Origin of the sequence: Polynucleobacter parvulilacunae (assembly GCF_018881715.1) — a bacterium.
GTDB classification, from domain to species: domain Bacteria; phylum Pseudomonadota; class Gammaproteobacteria; order Burkholderiales; family Burkholderiaceae; genus Polynucleobacter; species Polynucleobacter parvulilacunae.
Genome location: NZ_JACVPW010000001.1, coordinates 245456 through 262873, shown reverse-complemented (window position 1 = coordinate 262873; position 17418 = coordinate 245456). Strand labels below are relative to the sequence as shown.

Here is a 17418-nt window from a genome sequence, read left to right as displayed (position 1 = left end):
TAAATTTCTCTGGCGTGACTTGCTCACGTTTCTTGGATTTAGTTAGTACTGTTTCTAGAGGTTGTTATGTTTCGATTTCGTATTGTTACCCTTTTCCTTTGTTCACTTGTATTGAGCGGAAATCTCTCTGCTCAAGAATTTACCCCCAAGGCATTAAAACTAACTGCTAGCCAACAGGCTGCCATGGGCGTTAATTTCTACTCAGCAATTTCGGTTGATGCTGGATCTGTATTGGTTAGCGCATCCGTTACAGTGCCTCCCGAAAAGCAGGCAATCCTGTCCGCCCCTTATCCTGGACAACTAAGTCAAATGGTTGTGGGCATTGGTGATATCGTGAAGTTGGGATCACCACTGGCTTATTTCACAAGTCCTCAGATGGGTGATTCTAGAAGGATGTTGTTAGAGGCGACATCTGATGCACGTTTGGCTAAAGAGGCTTTGGTACGTGACAACGAGCTATTTAAAGAGGGCATTATTCCTCAGTCTCGTCTTAATATAACTAAGGCAAAGTCAGAGAACGCTAATGCAATGTTGATGGCAAGGCAATCTGAATTGAAGGCAGCAGGCATTAACTTTGATGATCCTAAGAACAAAGAGGCCTTTAACTCTTATGCTACCGGCGCTCTGAAGTCTCCTATCCCAGGTACTGTAATAGAGGCTCACAATTTAATCGGTCAACGTGTTGATACTGGAACCTTGCTATTTAGAATTGCCGACATCTCAACTCTCAATTTAGAAATTAATACATCTGGCTTTAAAGCTATGGGTATTCAGCCTGGTGACGAGATCGTAATTGCTTCGCGTAATGCAAAGGCAAAAGTTACTGGGGTATCTCAGGCGGTGAGTGCATCTCAATCCGCTAGAGTTAGGGCGGTTGTTGAGGACCGCGGAACATTGCAAATGGGTGAGGTTGTTACTGCAACTATCCAGACCAAGATGAAGCCTAAAGTGCAGGATAAAACCTTATGGCAAGTTCCTTCTAGAGCAATCACTAGTTGGAAAGGTCAAAGTGCTATTTTTATTCTATCTAGTACTGGCGTTGTTCTTCAGCCTGTATCAGTTATCTCAAGCGACGACGACTTAGCCTCAATTCAAGCTCCACTTTCAAATGGAGTCAAAGTCGCCGTAACGGGTATTGCCTCTCTGAAAGCCCTTGCGCAGAAGGACGAGTAATGTTTACTAAATTAATTGATGCGAGTTTGCATTTTCGCAAGCTCGTATTGGCAATGGCTATTGCATTAGTGCTTTTTGGTATCCATGCATGGATGACGCTGCCAATTGATGCCTTCCCGGATATCTCGCCAACCCAAGTCAAAATTATTCTGAAAATTCCGGGAATGACGCCTGAAGAGGTTGAGCAGAGGGTAGTTCGTCCGATTGAAATTGAAATGCTTAGTATTCCTAAGAAGCGGATTGTAAGATCGGTATCTAAATACGGCATTGCTGATATCACGATTGATTTTGACGATGGTACTGATATTTATTGGGCTCGTCAGCAAATCTCGGAACGTTTGAATGCATTTACAAAAGACCTTCCGCCTGGCGCTACTGGTGGGCTGGCGCCAATTACCACCCCTTTAAGTGAAATTTATATGTTCACTCTTGAGGGTGAGGGCTTTAGCTTAAGAGATAAACGCACCGTGTTGGACTGGATCATTCGGCCTGAGCTCCGAACCATTCCTGGTGTGGCTGAAGTCAATGTCTTGGGCGGAGAGATTTTGACTTATGAGGTGATACCGGATCCATCCCGATTGGCTGCTCGTGGAATTACGATGGTAGATCTTCGTAAAGCGGTAATGACTAACAATAGTAATGATGGTGCTGGGCGTATTGATCAAGGCGAGGAGACGTTAGTAGTTCGTGTTGAGGGAGCGGTTAAAAAACTGGACGATGTCAAAAAGATCCAGATCCCTAAAGCAAATGGTGGCTCAGTCATGCTCGATGAGGTGGCTACAGTCCACCTAGGGTCGGCCACTCGCTATGGCGCCGTTACTAAAGATGGAAAAGGAGAGGCAGTAGAAGGTTTGGTCTTAGGTTTGCGCGGCGCTAATGCTCGCCTTCTAGTTGATTCGGTTGAGCAAAAACTAGTTGAGATTGCACCAAGGTTGCCAAAAGGCATGACCGTAAATACTTTCTATAACCGTGGTGAATTAGTGTCCCGTGCAGCAGGTACTGTAACAAAGGCTTTGCTTGAAGCTACCGTTTTGGTATGCATCACTTTGTATCTATTTTTAGGGGGGTATCGTGCCGCTCTGGTGGTTGCCGCTGTCCTTCCGCTCTCAATACTTTCTACATTCATCTTAATGAAGGCATTCGGCCTAACGGCCAACTTGATGAGCTTGGGCGGATTAGCCATTGCTATTGGTATGTTGGTTGATGCTGCGGTGGTGGTGGTTGAAAATGTAGAAACAGCCTTTGCTGATCCCAATACATCAAAAGCATTAAGTAAGACGGAAATCATTTCCATTGCTACTCATGAGGTTGTTAAGCCGGTCGTAGCTGGTGTATTGATTATTGCTGTAGTTTTTCTTCCATTGCTCAGTCTTGAAGGTTTGGAGGGCAAGCTCTTTTCACCTGTAGCGCTAACAATTGTTATGGCGCTCGCCTCATCCTTATTAATTGCATTTACTGTCATTCCCGCTTTAGCCTCATTTGTTTTAGAGCGTAAAGCAGATGAAGAGACAAAGTTCATGCGCAAGATTTCAGAGAAATATGTTGAGTGGCGCAATCAGGTTTGGGGCAATACCAAGTGGCTTTACAGGGCTTCTGGCATTGGGTTGGGTGTGATGGTAATTCTTTATATGATTGTGGGAAAAACCTTTATGCCTACTCTAGATGAAGGAGACATCTTGGTTCAGCTGCAAAAGCTCCCATCAATATCCTTAAATGAATCACTCATCATTGATTCTCAGGTGGAGCAGTTATTTTTAAAAGAAGTTCCTGAGATCAAATCCATTGTTGCCAGAGCAGGTTCAGATGATTTGGGTTTAGATCCTATGGGCTTAAATGAAACGGATATGTTTTTAGTGCTCAAGCCTAAAAGTGAATGGTCTGGCAACAAGGACGATATTGCCAATAAGCTAAGGACTACCTTAGAGAATTTCCCTGGATTAGTATATGGATTCACCCAACCCATTGAAATGCGTGTCTCCGAGATGCTTACGGGAACCCGCGGTGATGTGGCAATCAAAATTTTCGGCGGTGATTTGGTTGAAATTAATAAGGCTGCACAAGCTATAGCTGGCTCAGTTCGGAATGTTAAGGGTGCGGCTGAGGTAATTGCACCTCGTGCTGAAGGAATGCAGTACTTAAGCCTAAAGATTAACCGTACCGTGGCTGGGCAGGCTGGATTCTCGATTGAAGACTTGCAGCAGCGATTACGTAATCAAATTGAGGGTGAAAATCTTGGAGTGGTTTTAGATGGTGTCATCAGAACGCCATTGGTGCTTCGAGGTAATGATTACATTCGTACAAGCCCAGAAGCATTTAGCGACTTGCTAATATCTGCGCCTGATGGCAAATCATGGCCATTAGCATCACTAGCTGAAATTAAGCAAATCGATGGACCTATTCGGATTGACCATGAGCAATCAAGTCGCTTTGCTAGCATTCAAGTGTCAGTTGATGGCAGAGATCTAGCAGGATTTGTAAAGGATGCTCAGGCGGCAGTGATTGCGTTGAGCTTGCCTAAAACTATCAATGTGGTTTGGGGAGGGCAGTTTGAAAATCAACAAAGGGCTGCTGCAAGGCTAGCTATTGTGATCCCAATTGCATTGGGATTAATCTTCGCCATACTGATGGTGACCTTTGGCTCGGCAATACAGGCTGGGATCATATTCCTTAATATCCCATTTGCATTGGTTGGCGGTGTGGTTGCTTTAACCATAACTGGTCAATACCTCTCTGTGCCAGCATCGGTCGGATTTATTGCATTACTTGGTATTGCCGTCCTTAATGGGGTGGTGATGGTCACTCACTTTAATGAGCGTCTGGTTAAAGGCGACTCTATGTCTGATGTCATTCACTTTGGTACTGAAAGGCGTTTACGCCCCGTACTGATGACGGCAGTTATTACCGCCCTTGGAATGATTCCACTTCTTTTTGCCACGGGGCCAGGTTCTGAAATTCAGCGTCCCTTAGCGATTGTGGTGATTGGTGGATTGATTACATCAACTTTATTAACCTTGCTACTTTTGCCCAAACTCTATGAGCGGTTCGGGGCATTAAATAATTGGGGTGAGCTTAAAGAAGAAATTCACTTTGATCGTTTAATTGAACTTATTAAGAGGATCAAGAAATGAAAAAATTGATTCTATTTGCTGCATTTATTGGAGTTTGTTCTTCAGCATTAGCTAATAATTTATTGCCAACTGATGACCAGGTAAAAAATGCTCTGTATTCCAACCCTAAGATTGGAGCTGCGGATGCGAGAAAGGACTCCTTAAATTACAGGGCTGATGCCATCGCCTCGGGTTCGCAAGAGTTTGTTGTCAGGGGCTCTAGACAAAGTCGAAAGGTAACAAATATACCGGGAGCCACAAATTATCAAGAATACTGGGCGGGCATTGAGCGTCCAATTCGCTTTTGGGGTAAAGGGGGTGTTGATGAGAGGATTTCTGATGCCACCAAGTCATTTGCTGGAATTGAGTATGCCGATACTATGCATGAAACTAGCAAGGATTTATTAGCAACCTGGTTTGCTTACCTAAAGGCGCTTCAATCAAGAATTGTTGCCGAGAAAAATAGCCAACTAGGTGATCAGATTGGCCGTATTGCCCAAGTGCGCTACAAGGTTGGGGATGTAGCTAGATTAGATGCTCAATTAGCAACAGCGGAGCAAGGTAGGCTCAAGGCCTTCTTGGAACTAGCTAAGGCCCAAGAAAGCGCAAGCGGTGAATCGGTCACGCAGAGATATCAAGGCATCGCATTAATCAAGAACTTTAAATGGGATGCAATTCCTAATCTTCAAACCAGGAAAGAATTACTACGTCAACAATTTCTAGAGCGCAGTCATGAATTAAAGCTAGCCAAATCAGATGCCGATCGATTTGATTTGCAAGCTAAACGCAGTAGCTTAGACAGGTTCCCGGATCCAACGGTTGGCCTATATACCGCCAATGAGTTTGGTGGTGCCGAAAGGATTAATGGCGTCAGTTTATCGTTTCCAATATCCGGTAGCGCTCGTTTTTCTAATGCTTCTGCGGCAGCATCTGAAGCGGAAATTAGTCGCCAAAGAGTGATCGAAACAGAGCAACGCATCAGTGTTGAGTTTGAGCGCTTATGGTCGCAGATGATGAGCAGAAAAGCGGCAGCAGAAACATTGTTGAGTTCTGCAAAAAGCCAGAATGATGCGGCGCAGGCAGCTGAAAAGGCCTATGTACTAGGCGAAGGCACTATTTCGGACTTAATTGCCGCAAGAAAGGCTGCTAATGAGAACCAGCTATCAGCTGATTTAATGCGTTTGGATGCCCTGGAGTCTTACTACCGTATGCGCCTAGATCTTCATGAAATTTGGGACTTTGATTAATATGTTTAAGCAAGCCATTTTTTTGGCGGTATTTGTACTTTCATTTCCAGTCAAGGCCGACCTAATCATGATTGATGATGTGGGTGATCTTGCGCTGTCAACTGACTCCATTGAAATTAAATCTCGGAGTGGTAAAAAAGTAGTTCAGGGCGTTGTCTATGGTTTTGATAATGGAATTAAGAACAGCATGGCTCAATTTATTGCGACTTGCGGTGACTTTGGAGGCTCAATTCAGATTAAGGATTTTGAGCAAGAGGCTCAGACTTGGGTGGTAAGTGGCAGTTCTAGAGCAGATTTAATCGGTAAGACTGCTTGTAGCTTACCAAAGCCAGCAATTTCAAAGATAGCTCGTTAGCCTTGGAATCTTTAGTTACTGGGCAGAATCTTGAATTAACCTGCTCGGAGTGGTAATAGATCGCACTAATATTTTCTGTAGAAAATTCAAAAGGCTAGAGCAATGTTTGGTAAGTGTGTAATGAAGTGTCGTTTTAAACGATATATAGAAATACTCCATTGTGAAGTGGAGTATTTCTAAGATAGTCGCATAATCAAGACCATCCTTTTTTAAGTAAATTGAATTGTTTTGCAGACACGTTCAGATATAACTCACTTACCACATAATTACAGTCATACATACAGGAGTAATATTTCCCTGTAGCATCAGCAATGCGATGGCCTTCATGAATCTTATCTAAGTTAATGTAGATGGCTTTGCTAAACATATAAGTTGCCTTCTGGCTTTCAAAGTCAAAGCTAGAATTGCCACCAAGGTCTAAAGCAACTTTTTTAAGGTCATCTTCGCAAATACCATCAAAAAATAGATCAAAACCCTTAACCAATACAAGATTTTCAAAGTTGGCATCTTGCTCAACGTTGGATTGATTTTTCATGGTCATTCCCTCAACCATATTTAGAAATAACTTCGCCTGTGTAATTAGGCAAAATTTGAACTTGTGCATCGCTCAAGTTAATTGAGCGGAATCCATTCTTAAATTCCATATCAAACCAGGCGAGTTTTGCTTTGGCACATAGTTCTTGTCCAAGTACGTGGAATGAGTTCTTGCCATTGGCAAGCTGCAAAACGCCGTTGATAGTTGCTGAGCGGTACTTCGCATTGGCCACGCGAATAGCGTAAGCGTTGGCAACCTGAATATGCTCAGTTGCAGTGGCTGTATTACGTGTGTGTGGTGATGGCATGGTTTTCTCCTTAGATGGCTGATTGGGTTGATTTAGAACGACGAGCTTGGCGAGCCACGTTATTAATGACATTACGTAGTGATCCATTGGCCCCTTTGATGGTTGGGATTAGATCTTCGTCGTTTAAAACGACATCATGAGCCGCAGTGATCTTGTGAGCTAGTGGTAGATAGGCTTCTGGATCAGCTGCATTCATCTCAACGAGTACGCAACGATCAAGTAAGCCCTTGTCTAACTTAGATACGCTGTTGGTCGTTAAAACAAATACACCACGAGTGGTATTAAGTGATGACTTAAGGCTTTCCTGCGCTTGCTTTGTAAGTACATCAACCTCATCAAGAATGATGTAGTGCTTACCGCTAGCATTTAGTGCTTGTGTGGCAAGAATCTTATCGATCGTTTGCGATACTTGAACCCCATTTAAACCTTGGCGACATCCAATGTAGTACTCAGGTAGTGCCTGAACATGGCCTGTGGTGCCTACTTCAATTGCGTTTGGCAAGATATTGGCTAGAGTGGTTTTGCCTGTGCCATAGACGCCGTATAGTAAAACACCACTCTTGCCAGCATATGGCAAAGGTTGTGCACCGGTTACGACATCTTCTATACGTAAACGTGATTCTTTGTTGCTGTAAATAAAGTCGTTTACAGTTTTTGGCTTGATTTGATCTTCATTAAACATGTCTTTTCCTTGTAATAGTTGGTGGCAACCTGTAGCAGTTGCCACCAGGTTGGTTATGCCGCTACAGGCTGTCCATCCGCATCATTAGCAGCCTCAATTTCCTTCTTGGCTTGCGCTTCGATCTCCTCAGCTTTGGCATAAGCTGCAACATAAGATGCGTTCATAACGCCTGAGGAGCGAAGGATTGTGTAGATGCCAAACGAGCCATCTGAGAGTTGCTTACTTAGTAGTACGCAGTCATCATCCATATACTCTGCATCTGCACAATGCGAGAGAAGCTCGGATTTAGCGTAGCCAATAAAAAACTTACGTGAAGCAAAACGCTCTTTCATAATTTCAGCTTTCTCAGCTGGCGAAATAAACGTCTTGCTTTGGCTAAGACGAATCTCTTGGATGCCTCCTTGGTCCTCAATCCATGTCGCTAGGCTTGAAATACCAACACGTTGTTTCTTTGCTTCACGTAGCACCAAGGAGTAGCTGCTCACGCGACGGCGGTTTTCCATGCCAAAGACAGCGCGAAGAACGCGAGTCTCGATCGGTGTTTCTTTGTTGTAGCGCCAGCCACGCTCTTTGTAGAACTTCTCTAAAGCGGCTGAACGTTGTTTTGCATCGGCTGGTAGTAAGTCGCCACAGAATGCTTTGCATTGTTGCAAGACTGCATAGAGCTCTTCATTGCTTTTGCGGAATGAGCCTTGCTCCCAGTTAATGCGAGCTGCTTCCATATCCTTAAGTGCTGCTACTGAATAATGCAATGTAGTAGCTGGCTTATGCTCTACAGCATTACCAACCGTATTGTCATCATTAGATGCAATGGATGAAATTTTTACTTCGATTGCTTCGTTTGCTAGAATTTCCATGTTATTTCCTTTCGTTGTAGCGATACGGATTAAAAAGTTGTAATGCGGTTGTATCGCCTAACGACAGTTTCGAATTTTTGAGGTGGGTTATTCAAGGCAATCGACTTCAGAATTCGCCTCAATAAGCAATTTCTGAAGGGATTTATGGACGAGTTACACTTTTATAAAGGCTTTCCAGTAGAAGACGATATCTACGGCTTTAGCCTTGAAGTAGCGGCTTCTAAGGCCAAGCACTCCATATATGAGTCATGGTTTGATGTGCTTAAAGCATCGCCTTGGTATGTTGAAGCTCAGAAGACTAAAGAGTTCAAGAATCAGGCAATTGCCGATACTTTTAAACTGTTTGGTGATCTAAGTAACTTGACTTTTGAGAAGTGGTGGAAGGCTACTGGCTACAAAATTTTCAAGGAGAGAATTCCCTTTACTGAAATTAAGCCAGTTACCTTGGATTACAAATTAAAACAGTCCAAAGATCCTAATGAGCCACCAACACTTTTACTCGAGGTGCCATTGCACTTGGATATCAAAATATTGAGAAGACAGTTTGATGAAGTATTAAGAATGCAAGAGGCTTACCAGGAGCGTAGAAAATTTAGCATCTTTGATAACACTACTGCCAATGCAAAGATATTCCAACTGGGACAAAAGTTTGGATATGAGGTTATTAAAAAAGACCTTGAAATTTATTCTGATTATCAAACCGAATCAGTTGAAGAGGATTTTATTGCCTATCAGTTTGCTCAGAAGCATGGGCTGTTGGGTAGCCCTGAGGTAACAAATAGAGTGACAGATGCCGATAGATCTAAGTTGCATGGTGCGTTGATGTATAGCCTAGAAAATACAAAAAAGTTAATCGCTAATGCAACAGTTGGTAGATTTCCAGACACTAGCGACTATCTTCCAGAAGCAAGGGAGTTATTAAACTAACTCTACGGCAGCTTTCATCTGATCTGGGCTGGAGTACAGATATCCAGCGGTCGTACTAATGTTGCGATGTCCCGCGAGGGATTTCAATATATGTATAGCTGTACCTTTATTCGCCAACGAAGTTAAGAACGATCTTCTTCCCGAATGTGAGCTACAACCCTCAAGTCCAGCTCGTCTATATAAGAAGTGAAAGTACTGTGTAAGTGTATTTGCTGAAAACCCAGCTCGTTTTTGGGTGTAGAACAAGGGCTTATTGGTATCTGTAATGCGGATTAGCTTGATGTACTGAGCTATTTCTTTTTGCATACGGGCATTGATATAAACAGTCCTGGCATATTTGCCTTTAGTTTGCTCTGGCTTTAAGCGGATTTCATCTTTAATCGTTCCGCTGTCGTTTAAAACGTCACAAATACGTAGGGCGGCAACCTCGCCGACACGCATCCCCGAGAGATGAGTTAAAAGCAGGGCACATCGATTGCGGGCTGAATGCTTGCGTGTAGCGATGTGATCTAGCACTCTACGTAGTTCTATTGTGTTTAATGTTTTTGCTTGTGACATATGTAGCTCCCAAAATGTAATAAATAAGCAACTACAGTATGTTTTCTTAGGTTTGGTTTGAGCAACCGAAATCTGCCTACAAATATCTTTCCATTAATCAATGACTTAGCTCTAAATGTAATAGTTTCATACTTCTATTACATTTCGTGGCTTAAATGCCACGGCTAAATCCTTCGTATAAGCACATATATTTAGCACTCGACTACCCATGTATGCGAGTGAAGTAGATCGCTGCTTAAACGAATGATTTGATATCCGAATGGGTCCTGTGCCCTGTAAAAATAGAGCTGCGGAAAATTTATATGAAGTACTTACAGATTCATGGTGGTGATTTTGCGTCTATACCCCATATTGCTAGAGCACATATAAGGACGAACTGCATTCGTCCTGTGTTTCGCTTTCGCTCACACATTTTGTCTTTTAGCTGATTGGGCAATAGATTCTTCTGTCAAACGACGGCTATAGCACTATAAAAGTACTATAGCCGCCGCTACGTGTAGATTGGTACTAAGTATTCCCCAGCAACACGACTCTAAAAAGATTTATTGAAGACAGATGAATTAAAACTTCAAACCTAGAAAACCTAGGAATCCTGCGGCCTACTTGTAGCGCATAACCTTTAGAGCAGTTATGCCAAGTGCGGGCTCATTAGCCGACGTATTACAACCCGCGTTTGTACCTGTTTGTTAAGGTTGGTTGTACCTTAGTTCCTGAATAGTTTGCCTTGCTTGCAGTTCTTGTTTATGAGCCTGTCTTTTGATTTTGGTAGCTAGATTTAGTATTGGATAAGCCAAAGTAGGGCTAAGTTGATTGCATTTCTTTTTGTTAGCGGTTTTGCCTTTGAATTTATTGAGTGCCTTGGTTTGATGTTTGTTTAAAAAATTAGAGTAATTTTTGAGTAAATCCACTGCCGCTAAGCGAGCCTGAACTAACTCTTTTGCCATGGTTGTAAAGGTTTGCGGGTTTAGTCCGCACTCCCTTAAGAAGTTATCAGTGATTTTCGAGTCATATTTTTGATCGTTATTAATCTTAAATTGTGCGTCAGTTAATCGTTTCTTCTTGTAGTTCATGAAAGTATTTAGCAAAACCTAATAAAAGAAGAGTAGATCTGGCATAAATCCTTTGGTTCTGGCAGATATTGGCAAAAAGAGGTTGTCCAACCAAAAACTCTGACCATAAATTAAGTGTGCCCATTAACTACAAAGGAGAAATGAAATGAGCACATTAAACAGTTTGAAAATGGTTAATTCCAAAAAGCCAACGTCTATTCCACCCATTTTGCAGCGACGCAATAAGCTCTCTACAAAAGTATGGGAACAGATCCAGTTAGCTAAAGCCCAGCGCGAAGGCAATACTTTTACTGTGAAGAAATTTAAATCAGTGAAAGACTATGACGGGTCACGTAAAACCGTAGAGCATCAAAAGCGTGTACGTCAGTGGTGGTTTGTGTCTAGTGACGGCAAGGTTTGTTTAAACGTGCGCTATGGAAGTCGCGTAATTGAGTTTGCAAAAGGCAAAACGGCTGTTGAAGTTGCTACTGCAGATGAGCTTATCAAAGCCTTAGAGATCATTAAGGGTGCGGTGGAGGCGGGAGAGTTAGACACCCAAATAGAGCAAGCTAGCGGCGCTGTACGTGCTGGGTTTGGTAAGTGAACAGCCAAGCACTAATACTGATCATAGTATTAGTGCTTCTTCTATGGATAGATTAGATGAAAACATATGTAGCCTATGTACGCATACAGCCGCAGGGCTGGGTAGTACAAACTCAAGTAGTAGCCGATAACAGTCAAGCCGCTTATTTCCTATTGCAAGGGCAGTATGGTGCAAACAATGTGGTGCATTTGCCGACAGAAGTTTAGGTGGGGATCGTCTAAATCCTAGACGATTCGATAAATATAAGGAAAGGAGAAGGCCATGAGAATGTATGAGATTGCCAATGCAGAAGATCAGCTAGGATTATTGCGAGTCATTATGAATAACACCTGGAGTGCCATTAGCCAGCAAGCAAGCGCACAGGCTAAACAAAAGGCGGCGCAAGCCAGTAAGCCCAAGAGTAAGACACCCAAAGCCCCAAAGACACTTAAACCCAAGGCGGTGAGTTTGCCGCAAAGAGCAATACCTGTCCCGGTTGCTAGGCCAGTACAGGCTGCACAGCAAAAAGTAGCTAAGCCCGTTGCTCAAGCTAAAACGATTGCGCCTTTGCAACCTAAGTCGCCGGCTACAACAGGACCCACAATCACCACTAAATCGCCTCAAGACTTAAAAATGTTTCGGGACTACTTAAGAGGCGAAACGCCCAAACCGCTCTAACGATTCAAAATCGCGGTTTGATCTGGTGATTACTCTTTTAATAGGTTGACAGATTGTCTGGCTGACAGGTAATGCGTAAATCAATACCTCGTCTTGAGTCTTGGCATCCATTTCACTGATATTCGTTTTGTAGTTCTGTTGATTCTTTGGCGTTTGCGTAGTCCTGAGCCAGCATTTAAAACCCTGGTTAATTTGATGAGTACAGAGCATCCTGTATTTCTATGGATCACTTTGTAGGTGATGCGTGAATGACTAATGGGGTTATGGGTTTTATATTCAGCTACGTATTGCAAATAGCCAATGCTTAAGATGGACTCCTGACAATGAATGGCATTTTGTAGGCTTTGCTCAAATCTAACTTGTGCAGGCAGCTTGGAATCAACCGAGGTAGTTTTTAGTTTCTTTGCGTTCATTACATCAACCCATGAGCGAGTCGTTTAAAACGACACATATTCATCCCGCTAATTTCTCTGCAGCTAGCGTAGCTGTGAGCTTGCTATAAAAGCGTTCTAGCATTTGTACAGACGTGCCCATTTGCTTTGCTAGCGTATGAATGTCCATATTCCACTCCACTAAGCTAAACGTAGCGTAGGTGTGTCTAAAGCTGTACAAAGTGCGTTTTAAGCCGTTAGTTGATAGCAGTAAGCCCGAATCCTTCATAAGCCACTTAAAGCTACTGACAAAATCATAAGGGCGCTCGCCATTAGGATGCCGCCACAAATACTCTTCATGCTTTTCTTCTATGAGTTGATCTAGCGTTAAGTGATCCCATTCAGTAAAGCGTTGTTTGAGGCGCTCAATGACGGGTACTGCTTCATGCCTTGCAATTAGCCAGCGTGGACCGGTTTTGCCACTTACCCATATGCGTAGATATCGAATGCTCTTGTCTGTATGCCACTCCAAGTGTTTCCACTGAATGTTCTTTGCTTCAGTGCCATGGCGCATACCTGTTGCCATGAGTATCTCTATGTAGTCCCTAAGTAGCAATCTGCCGTTATGTGCTTCCTCTGTTTTGCCGCCTTCACTCCAAGTTTTCATAAAGACAAATAGGTAATCAATCTCTTTTCTAGTAAATGCGGGTCTTGGCGTACTCTTTTCGCCTTTAGTGCCTAGCCTTGGAACTGGGTGTTTATCGCTTAGCCATCCTCGCTTGATTGCTGAATCAAATACCCTGTTGTAGGCAGAGAAGTGCGTCATCATGGTTGAGTGCATGAGTTTGCGTTTCATCTTCTCTGCTCGCCATAGTTCGTACTCGGCAATATCTTGGTGATTGATATTGGTTAGGAATTTCTTGCCAAAGAATGGAATCAGGTAGTTATCAAGTACAGCTATGTAATCCACATAGATTTTCTTGCCCACGCCATTATCTAAATCGCTTTGTAGTTCTACTTTGGTTGCTTCTGCCGCTGAATCAAAGCGTTTGTTTAAGGGCGGTAATCCCAGCTCCTCCATAAAGCGGGCTCTATCGTAAATATCACCCGCTTTCTTTTTGGCATATTCCAGATCCTCGTAGCCAGTACTGACTCTGTGCCACTTCTTGTCATAAAGCCTAAAGCGCATTTGCCATTGCTTGCTACGCTCACGCTTATATAAGGTAATGTTGCCATCTCTCATATGCACTAGCTTGCCAGTAGCAAGGTTTTCTAGATATTTAAGTTGGGGTGATTTTTCAGGGGTAGAGGTGCTTTGAAAGAAAAGGGCAAGCACTTCTGTTTCTTTGGGCATGTTTCTCTAGCTGAAAAACATAGCTTAATTTCGGTGTGTAGCTTTGGGCAACCTGAAAATGTCGTTTAAAACGAAAAATGATTTGATCTCACGAACTCATGTCAAAATGTATAAATGAATTTATCTAATCGTTTTGCCTATAAAGCGGAAGTAAGTAGCTTCCGTACCACTCAAGATGATGAAATCTTGGGTCAGCTAACAAATCAACATAAATTCAGGCAATTAGAGCAACAGCAAATTAATGCTTGGCGTAGGCAAATTATTGAACTTAAGCAGATCTTGGTTGGATTTCCAAAGGCAACCTTATTGCTTGAATTTGAGATACCCAGGATTGGCAAGCGTGTTGATGCCATTCTCATATTAGATGGCTCTATTGTAGTTTTGGAGTACAAGGTTGGCGCCAAGTCGTATGACACCATCTCAATAGATCAAGCCCATGACTACGCTTTGGATTTAAAGAATTTTCATAAGGCTAGCCATCACTTAAACATCATTCCAATTTTGGTGGCTACAGATGCTCCAGGAAAAGCGCAGAAATTAGTGATTGGGAATGATGGTGTAGCAAGCCCCGTCCTGGCAAACTCTAATAATTTATTGGATGCTCTTAATCTTGTATCAATCTCTTTACCAAAGGTAGACTTAGATCCTGGTATTTGGATAAGCTCTACCTATCATCCAACCCCTACTATTGTTGAAGCTGCTCAGGCTTTGTATAAAGGCCATAAAGTAGATGAAATATCGCGATCTGATGCTGGAGCAATAAATCTAACCAAGACATGCGGCCATGTATCAAAAGTTATTGATGACGCAAAAGCAAATAACAAAAAAGTAATTTGCCTAATCACGGGCGCACCTGGCGCTGGGAAAAGTTTGGCTGGGCTGAATATTGCTATTGAACGTATGCGATATCTTGAAAATGAACATGCTGTCTTCTTATCGGGCAATGGACCATTGGTGGCCGTATTGCGCGAAGCATTAGTGCAGGATCAATTGGCTGAGAATGATTTTTTGCCAAAAGAAGAAAGAATTAAAAGAAAGCCAGCCGAACAAAAGGCTGCAGCTTTCATTCAAAATATTCACCACTTCCGGGATGACAATTTAGCGTCCGATGCGCCACCTGTTGAAAAAGTCGTGATATTTGATGAAGCGCAGCGAGCTTGGAATAAGGAGCAGGCTTCATCATTTATGAAGCGTAAGCGTGGACAAGATAACTTTTCCATGTCCGAACCTGATTTCTTGCTTTCTGTAATGAACCGTCACAAGGATTGGTGTGTGGTCGTTTGTTTGATTGGAGGCGGTCAAGAAATTAATACTGGTGAAGCTGGAATTACAGAGTGGATCACAGCATTAAAAGAGCACTATCAAGACTGGGAAATACATTTCTCAGACGAAATATTTAAGTCTGATTACGCTTTGAGTAAAGAGTGGCTTGAGGATCAAGGTCCACTCAATTTGCATATTGAGCCAGATCTAAATCTGTCTGTTTCCCTGCGCTCGTTTAGGGCGGAGAAATTATCAGCTTTTGTTGGCGCTCTAATTTCTGGGGATTCAAATAAGGCAAGAGAGATAAAGCAGCATATAAATAGCTATCCAATTTATTTGACACGCAAACTAGATAGGGCAAAAGATAGATTGAAGGACTGGGCTAGAGGGACTGAGCGCATTGGACTCGTTGCTTCATCAAATGCAATAAGGCTTAAACCATCGGGAATATTTGTGAAGGGTGAAATAGACCCGACACTTTGGTTCCTTAAGGGCAAGAGTGATATTCGCTCATCACACTATTTAGAGGATGTGGCAACAGAGTTTGATGTGCAGGGCCTGGAAATTGATTGGGTTGGCGTTTGCTGGGATGCGAACTTCAGAATTGAAGATGGTAAGTGGGTCACCTATAACTTCTCCGGCTCTAAGTGGCAAACAGTACATGGCTTAGAAAAACAAAAATATATTGCTAACTCTTATCGGGTACTGCTAACTCGTGGAAGACAGGGGGTTGTGATATTTGTTCCAGAGGGTGATGATTCTGATCCAACACGACAAAAAGATTTTTATGACCAAACCTATCGATTCCTTAAAGGCTGTGGAATTGAAGAAATTTAAATATCAATATTCGGAGGAAAGATGAAAAAGAGTATTTTGATTGGTTTTATTCTTTGCTTATTCTTAGTTGGATGTGACGGATCCCCCTTTGCCTCTTCAAAGATTGAGGTTAAAAGATTTGTTTTGTATAAAACGCAGAACATGTGGAATTTCTTGCTTCTCGATTCCCGCAATGGGCGTATATGGCAAGAGCAATATTCAATTAAAGATGGGTATAGTGGGCCAACCGTGCTTTCCTCAAAAATTCTGACAGATAAAGAAGTAGATGGCCGTTTCTATTTGACTGCTACAGATAATATGTGGAATTTTCTTTTAACTGACAGCCTTGATGGGCGGGTATGGCAATGTCAGTGGGGTTTTGAAGAGAAAAATAGATTTTGTAGTGAAGTTGATATTGCTACAAAAAACTTATAGACCTATCGATATTTCTTGGCTAGATTGATTCGATGTTCAATGTCCGTCTCTTGGGTCAAGGCGAGACGTATGCACTCTAACCTTCCTACGCAAAACTGCATTCTATTTTCGGTGATAAGTTCCTGATTTAGATTTTTTAGGTGAGATAAGAGGCCTTCAAGCGAATAAACGTTCGAAGGCTGTTCTGTTTTAAATTCAGCTGCACCAGTAAATACTACAACGCCAAAAATCTGCTCTGGGGTTAAGAAATCGAGCGTGGAAGTTATTGCTTTAAGGTGTCTGTAGTTTTGGTGAAGAGGGTTTTGGAATCGATACTTTCGACCCCATACAACCTGCGTCCACTCTTTAGATTTGCCGTCACCAAAAATCCAACCCCTGTAATGTTTGGTCTCAATTACAAAAACCCCAAAGCGTGAAACTAAAACATGGTCAATTTGGGTAGTTCCGTCAGGAGTTTGTAATGTGACATTATTTAAAAGATGCCATGAATGTGATGGTAGGTATCCAGTTAAAGCTCTGCGAACTAGGGTTTCACCAAGATTTTGAAATTGATAGGCGCGATAAGTTTTGGCCGAGTAGCCAAGTAATCCCGCAATGGGAATCAGAATCCACCAGTAACTAGTCATGGGCTAGGTCAACCTGCATCCTATAGTTGGAAACTATTCTGCCAATTGCGCCCATGTATCCATTGCCACCTCTAATGGAAGATATATTCCAGTTGCATCCTAATTCATCTCTTTCATGCAGGTAGGGAAGTGGAACAATAGCGGTGGCATTATCTTCGCGAATTTCTTGTATGTTGTTTACTTGCTGTTGGAGTTCAGCTTGAATTTGATCAGCAGCTAAAGTTGGTTTGGCCATGAATTTTTTTGCATTTCATATTTTTTAAAAGAATGCTGCGGTAGGCGGAAACGGAAGCTGCCTCAATATCAACTTCTGCTTCATAGTCTCCACCTAAGTGGTATGAAGGTTGGCAGGCTTAACTAACAACTTCCCGCATTACACCTTTCGGTCCCAGTTATGACCACTATCAAGCACTGGAAGTAGCTCGCTTTATTACAAAGCGCCAACTTTTTGCGTTGTTTCCTCGTTACCCCTTTTAGTTAAGCTCTCACACTAGT

The 17418-nt window shown here is 42.6% G+C and carries 20 protein-coding genes; 11 read left to right on the top strand and 9 right to left on the bottom strand.

Annotation, left to right across the window (positions count from 1 at the left end):
• The first annotated feature begins 66 nt into the window (after positions 1 to 66).
• Genes ICN18_RS01315 through ICN18_RS01300 form a run of 4 tightly spaced genes read left to right on the top strand, consistent with a single transcriptional unit; the run spans position 67 to position 5882 of the window.
• A complete protein-coding gene (locus ICN18_RS01315; protein WP_216188747.1) occupies positions 67 to 1173 on the top strand; it encodes an efflux RND transporter periplasmic adaptor subunit in 1107 nt (368 codons plus the stop codon).
• On the top strand, positions 1173 to 4301 hold the full coding sequence (locus ICN18_RS01310) for an efflux RND transporter permease subunit (RefSeq protein WP_216188746.1): 3129 nt from the start codon (positions 1173 to 1175) through the stop codon (positions 4299 to 4301). The genes ICN18_RS01315 and ICN18_RS01310 overlap by 1 nt, the downstream gene beginning before the upstream one ends.
• Positions 4298 to 5527, top strand: a complete 1230-nt coding sequence (locus ICN18_RS01305) for a TolC family protein (RefSeq protein ID WP_216188745.1) — start codon at positions 4298 to 4300, stop codon at positions 5525 to 5527. The genes ICN18_RS01310 and ICN18_RS01305 overlap by 4 nt, the downstream gene beginning before the upstream one ends.
• A 1-nt stretch (position 5528) precedes the next feature.
• Positions 5529 to 5882 (top strand): hypothetical protein, encoded by a 354-nt coding sequence (locus ICN18_RS01300; protein WP_216188744.1) that lies wholly within the window; start codon positions 5529 to 5531, stop codon positions 5880 to 5882.
• Positions 5883 to 6075: 193 nt separating this feature from the next.
• Here the strand turns inward: ICN18_RS01300 and ICN18_RS01295 are convergent, their stop codons facing one another.
• The 4 genes from ICN18_RS01295 to ICN18_RS01280 are packed head-to-tail and all read right to left on the bottom strand — an operon-like array spanning position 6076 to position 8263.
• Positions 6076 to 6417, bottom strand: a complete 342-nt coding sequence (locus ICN18_RS01295; RefSeq protein ID WP_216188743.1) for a hypothetical protein — start codon at positions 6415 to 6417, stop codon at positions 6076 to 6078.
• A gap of 10 nt (positions 6418 to 6427) precedes the next feature.
• Positions 6428 to 6724, bottom strand: coding sequence for a hypothetical protein (locus tag ICN18_RS01290; protein WP_216188742.1), 297 nt, complete (start codon positions 6722 to 6724; stop codon positions 6428 to 6430).
• 10 nt (positions 6725 to 6734) lie between these two features.
• Entirely contained in the window at positions 6735 to 7406 is a 672-nt protein-coding gene (locus ICN18_RS01285) for an AAA family ATPase (protein WP_216188741.1), read from the bottom strand.
• 53 nt (positions 7407 to 7459) lie between these two features.
• Positions 7460 to 8263, bottom strand: coding sequence for a hypothetical protein (locus ICN18_RS01280; RefSeq protein ID WP_216188740.1), 804 nt, complete (start codon positions 8261 to 8263; stop codon positions 7460 to 7462).
• 144 nt (positions 8264 to 8407) lie between these two features.
• Here ICN18_RS01280 and ICN18_RS01275 point away from each other — a divergent pair, with 144 nt between their 5' ends.
• The gene (locus ICN18_RS01275; RefSeq protein WP_216188739.1) at positions 8408 to 9190 is read left to right on the top strand and encodes a hypothetical protein; all 783 of its coding nucleotides are present in this window, start codon (positions 8408 to 8410) and stop codon (positions 9188 to 9190) included.
• Here ICN18_RS01275 and ICN18_RS01270 read toward each other — a convergent pair.
• Entirely contained in the window at positions 9182 to 9748 is a 567-nt protein-coding gene (locus tag ICN18_RS01270; RefSeq protein WP_216188738.1) for a tyrosine-type recombinase/integrase, read from the bottom strand. The genes ICN18_RS01275 and ICN18_RS01270 overlap by 9 nt on opposite strands.
• 686 nt (positions 9749 to 10434) lie before the next feature.
• Positions 10435 to 10692, bottom strand: coding sequence for a hypothetical protein (locus ICN18_RS01265; protein ID WP_216188737.1), 258 nt, complete (start codon positions 10690 to 10692; stop codon positions 10435 to 10437).
• Positions 10693 to 10963: 271 nt separating this feature from the next.
• On the opposite strand from ICN18_RS01265, the gene ICN18_RS01260 reads away from it, so the two are divergent.
• The 4 genes from ICN18_RS01260 (at position 10964) to ICN18_RS01245 (ending at position 12295) form a co-directional block, all read left to right on the top strand.
• Positions 10964 to 11401: a DUF6641 family protein gene (locus ICN18_RS01260; protein WP_068319951.1), complete on the top strand. Its 438-nt coding sequence runs from the start codon at positions 10964 to 10966 to the stop codon at positions 11399 to 11401.
• Positions 11402 to 11457: 56 nt separating this feature from the next.
• Entirely contained in the window at positions 11458 to 11607 is a 150-nt protein-coding gene (locus ICN18_RS01255; protein WP_161484694.1) for a hypothetical protein, read from the top strand.
• A gap of 55 nt (positions 11608 to 11662) precedes the next feature.
• Complete coding sequence (locus tag ICN18_RS01250) at positions 11663 to 12058, top strand: hypothetical protein (protein WP_216188736.1); 396 nt, start codon at positions 11663 to 11665, stop codon at positions 12056 to 12058.
• 93 nt (positions 12059 to 12151) lie between these two features.
• Complete coding sequence (locus tag ICN18_RS01245) at positions 12152 to 12295, top strand: hypothetical protein (protein WP_161484834.1); 144 nt, start codon at positions 12152 to 12154, stop codon at positions 12293 to 12295.
• 216 nt (positions 12296 to 12511) lie between these two features.
• Here ICN18_RS01245 and ICN18_RS01240 read toward each other — a convergent pair whose 3' ends face one another.
• Positions 12512 to 13783: a tyrosine-type recombinase/integrase gene (locus ICN18_RS01240; protein WP_216188735.1), complete on the bottom strand. Its 1272-nt coding sequence runs from the start codon at positions 13781 to 13783 to the stop codon at positions 12512 to 12514.
• Positions 13784 to 13897: 114 nt separating this feature from the next.
• Between ICN18_RS01240 and ICN18_RS01235 the strand changes: the two genes are divergently transcribed.
• Both ICN18_RS01235 and ICN18_RS01230 read left to right on the top strand, forming a co-directional pair.
• Complete coding sequence (locus tag ICN18_RS01235; RefSeq protein ID WP_216188734.1) at positions 13898 to 15883, top strand: DUF2075 domain-containing protein; 1986 nt, start codon at positions 13898 to 13900, stop codon at positions 15881 to 15883.
• A gap of 21 nt (positions 15884 to 15904) precedes the next feature.
• On the top strand, positions 15905 to 16297 hold the full coding sequence (locus tag ICN18_RS01230) for a hypothetical protein (RefSeq protein ID WP_216188733.1): 393 nt from the start codon (positions 15905 to 15907) through the stop codon (positions 16295 to 16297).
• Positions 16298 to 16299: 2 nt separating this feature from the next.
• Here ICN18_RS01230 and ICN18_RS01225 read toward each other — a convergent pair whose 3' ends face one another.
• Positions 16300 to 16923: a nuclease-related domain-containing protein gene (locus tag ICN18_RS01225; protein WP_216188732.1), complete on the bottom strand. Its 624-nt coding sequence runs from the start codon at positions 16921 to 16923 to the stop codon at positions 16300 to 16302.
• Complete coding sequence (locus ICN18_RS01220) at positions 16916 to 17158, bottom strand: hypothetical protein (protein WP_216188731.1); 243 nt, start codon at positions 17156 to 17158, stop codon at positions 16916 to 16918. Before ICN18_RS01220 ends, ICN18_RS01225 begins: the two co-directional genes overlap by 8 nt.
• Positions 17159 to 17418 lie beyond the last annotated feature (260 nt).

What these genes read in the sequence shown, in the direction of transcription:
- ICN18_RS01315 (WP_216188747.1), top strand. Translation starts at nt 67, where the DNA reads ATGTTTCGATTTCGTATTGTTACCCTTTTCCTTTGTTCACTTGTATTG.
- ICN18_RS01310 (WP_216188746.1), top strand. Translation starts at nt 1,173, where the DNA reads ATGTTTACTAAATTAATTGATGCGAGTTTGCATTTTCGCAAGCTCGTA.
- ICN18_RS01305 (WP_216188745.1), top strand. Translation starts at nt 4,298, where the DNA reads ATGAAAAAATTGATTCTATTTGCTGCATTTATTGGAGTTTGTTCTTCA.
- ICN18_RS01300 (WP_216188744.1), top strand. Translation starts at nt 5,529, where the DNA reads ATGTTTAAGCAAGCCATTTTTTTGGCGGTATTTGTACTTTCATTTCCA.
- ICN18_RS01295 (WP_216188743.1), bottom strand. Translation starts at nt 6,417, where the DNA reads ATGAAAAATCAATCCAACGTTGAGCAAGATGCCAACTTTGAAAATCTT.
- ICN18_RS01290 (WP_216188742.1), bottom strand. Translation starts at nt 6,724, where the DNA reads ATGCCATCACCACACACACGTAATACAGCCACTGCAACTGAGCATATT.
- ICN18_RS01285 (WP_216188741.1), bottom strand. Translation starts at nt 7,406, where the DNA reads ATGTTTAATGAAGATCAAATCAAGCCAAAAACTGTAAACGACTTTATT.
- ICN18_RS01280 (WP_216188740.1), bottom strand. Translation starts at nt 8,263, where the DNA reads ATGGAAATTCTAGCAAACGAAGCAATCGAAGTAAAAATTTCATCCATT.
- ICN18_RS01275 (WP_216188739.1), top strand. Translation starts at nt 8,408, where the DNA reads ATGGACGAGTTACACTTTTATAAAGGCTTTCCAGTAGAAGACGATATC.
- ICN18_RS01270 (WP_216188738.1), bottom strand. Translation starts at nt 9,748, where the DNA reads ATGTCACAAGCAAAAACATTAAACACAATAGAACTACGTAGAGTGCTA.
- ICN18_RS01265 (WP_216188737.1), bottom strand. Translation starts at nt 10,692, where the DNA reads ATGGCAAAAGAGTTAGTTCAGGCTCGCTTAGCGGCAGTGGATTTACTC.
- ICN18_RS01260 (WP_068319951.1), top strand. Translation starts at nt 10,964, where the DNA reads ATGAGCACATTAAACAGTTTGAAAATGGTTAATTCCAAAAAGCCAACG.
- ICN18_RS01255 (WP_161484694.1), top strand. Translation starts at nt 11,458, where the DNA reads ATGAAAACATATGTAGCCTATGTACGCATACAGCCGCAGGGCTGGGTA.
- ICN18_RS01250 (WP_216188736.1), top strand. Translation starts at nt 11,663, where the DNA reads ATGAGAATGTATGAGATTGCCAATGCAGAAGATCAGCTAGGATTATTG.
- ICN18_RS01240 (WP_216188735.1), bottom strand. Translation starts at nt 13,783, where the DNA reads ATGCCCAAAGAAACAGAAGTGCTTGCCCTTTTCTTTCAAAGCACCTCT.
- ICN18_RS01235 (WP_216188734.1), top strand. Translation starts at nt 13,898, where the DNA reads ATGAATTTATCTAATCGTTTTGCCTATAAAGCGGAAGTAAGTAGCTTC.
- ICN18_RS01230 (WP_216188733.1), top strand. Translation starts at nt 15,905, where the DNA reads ATGAAAAAGAGTATTTTGATTGGTTTTATTCTTTGCTTATTCTTAGTT.
- ICN18_RS01225 (WP_216188732.1), bottom strand. Translation starts at nt 16,923, where the DNA reads ATGACTAGTTACTGGTGGATTCTGATTCCCATTGCGGGATTACTTGGC.
- ICN18_RS01220 (WP_216188731.1), bottom strand. Translation starts at nt 17,158, where the DNA reads ATGGCCAAACCAACTTTAGCTGCTGATCAAATTCAAGCTGAACTCCAA.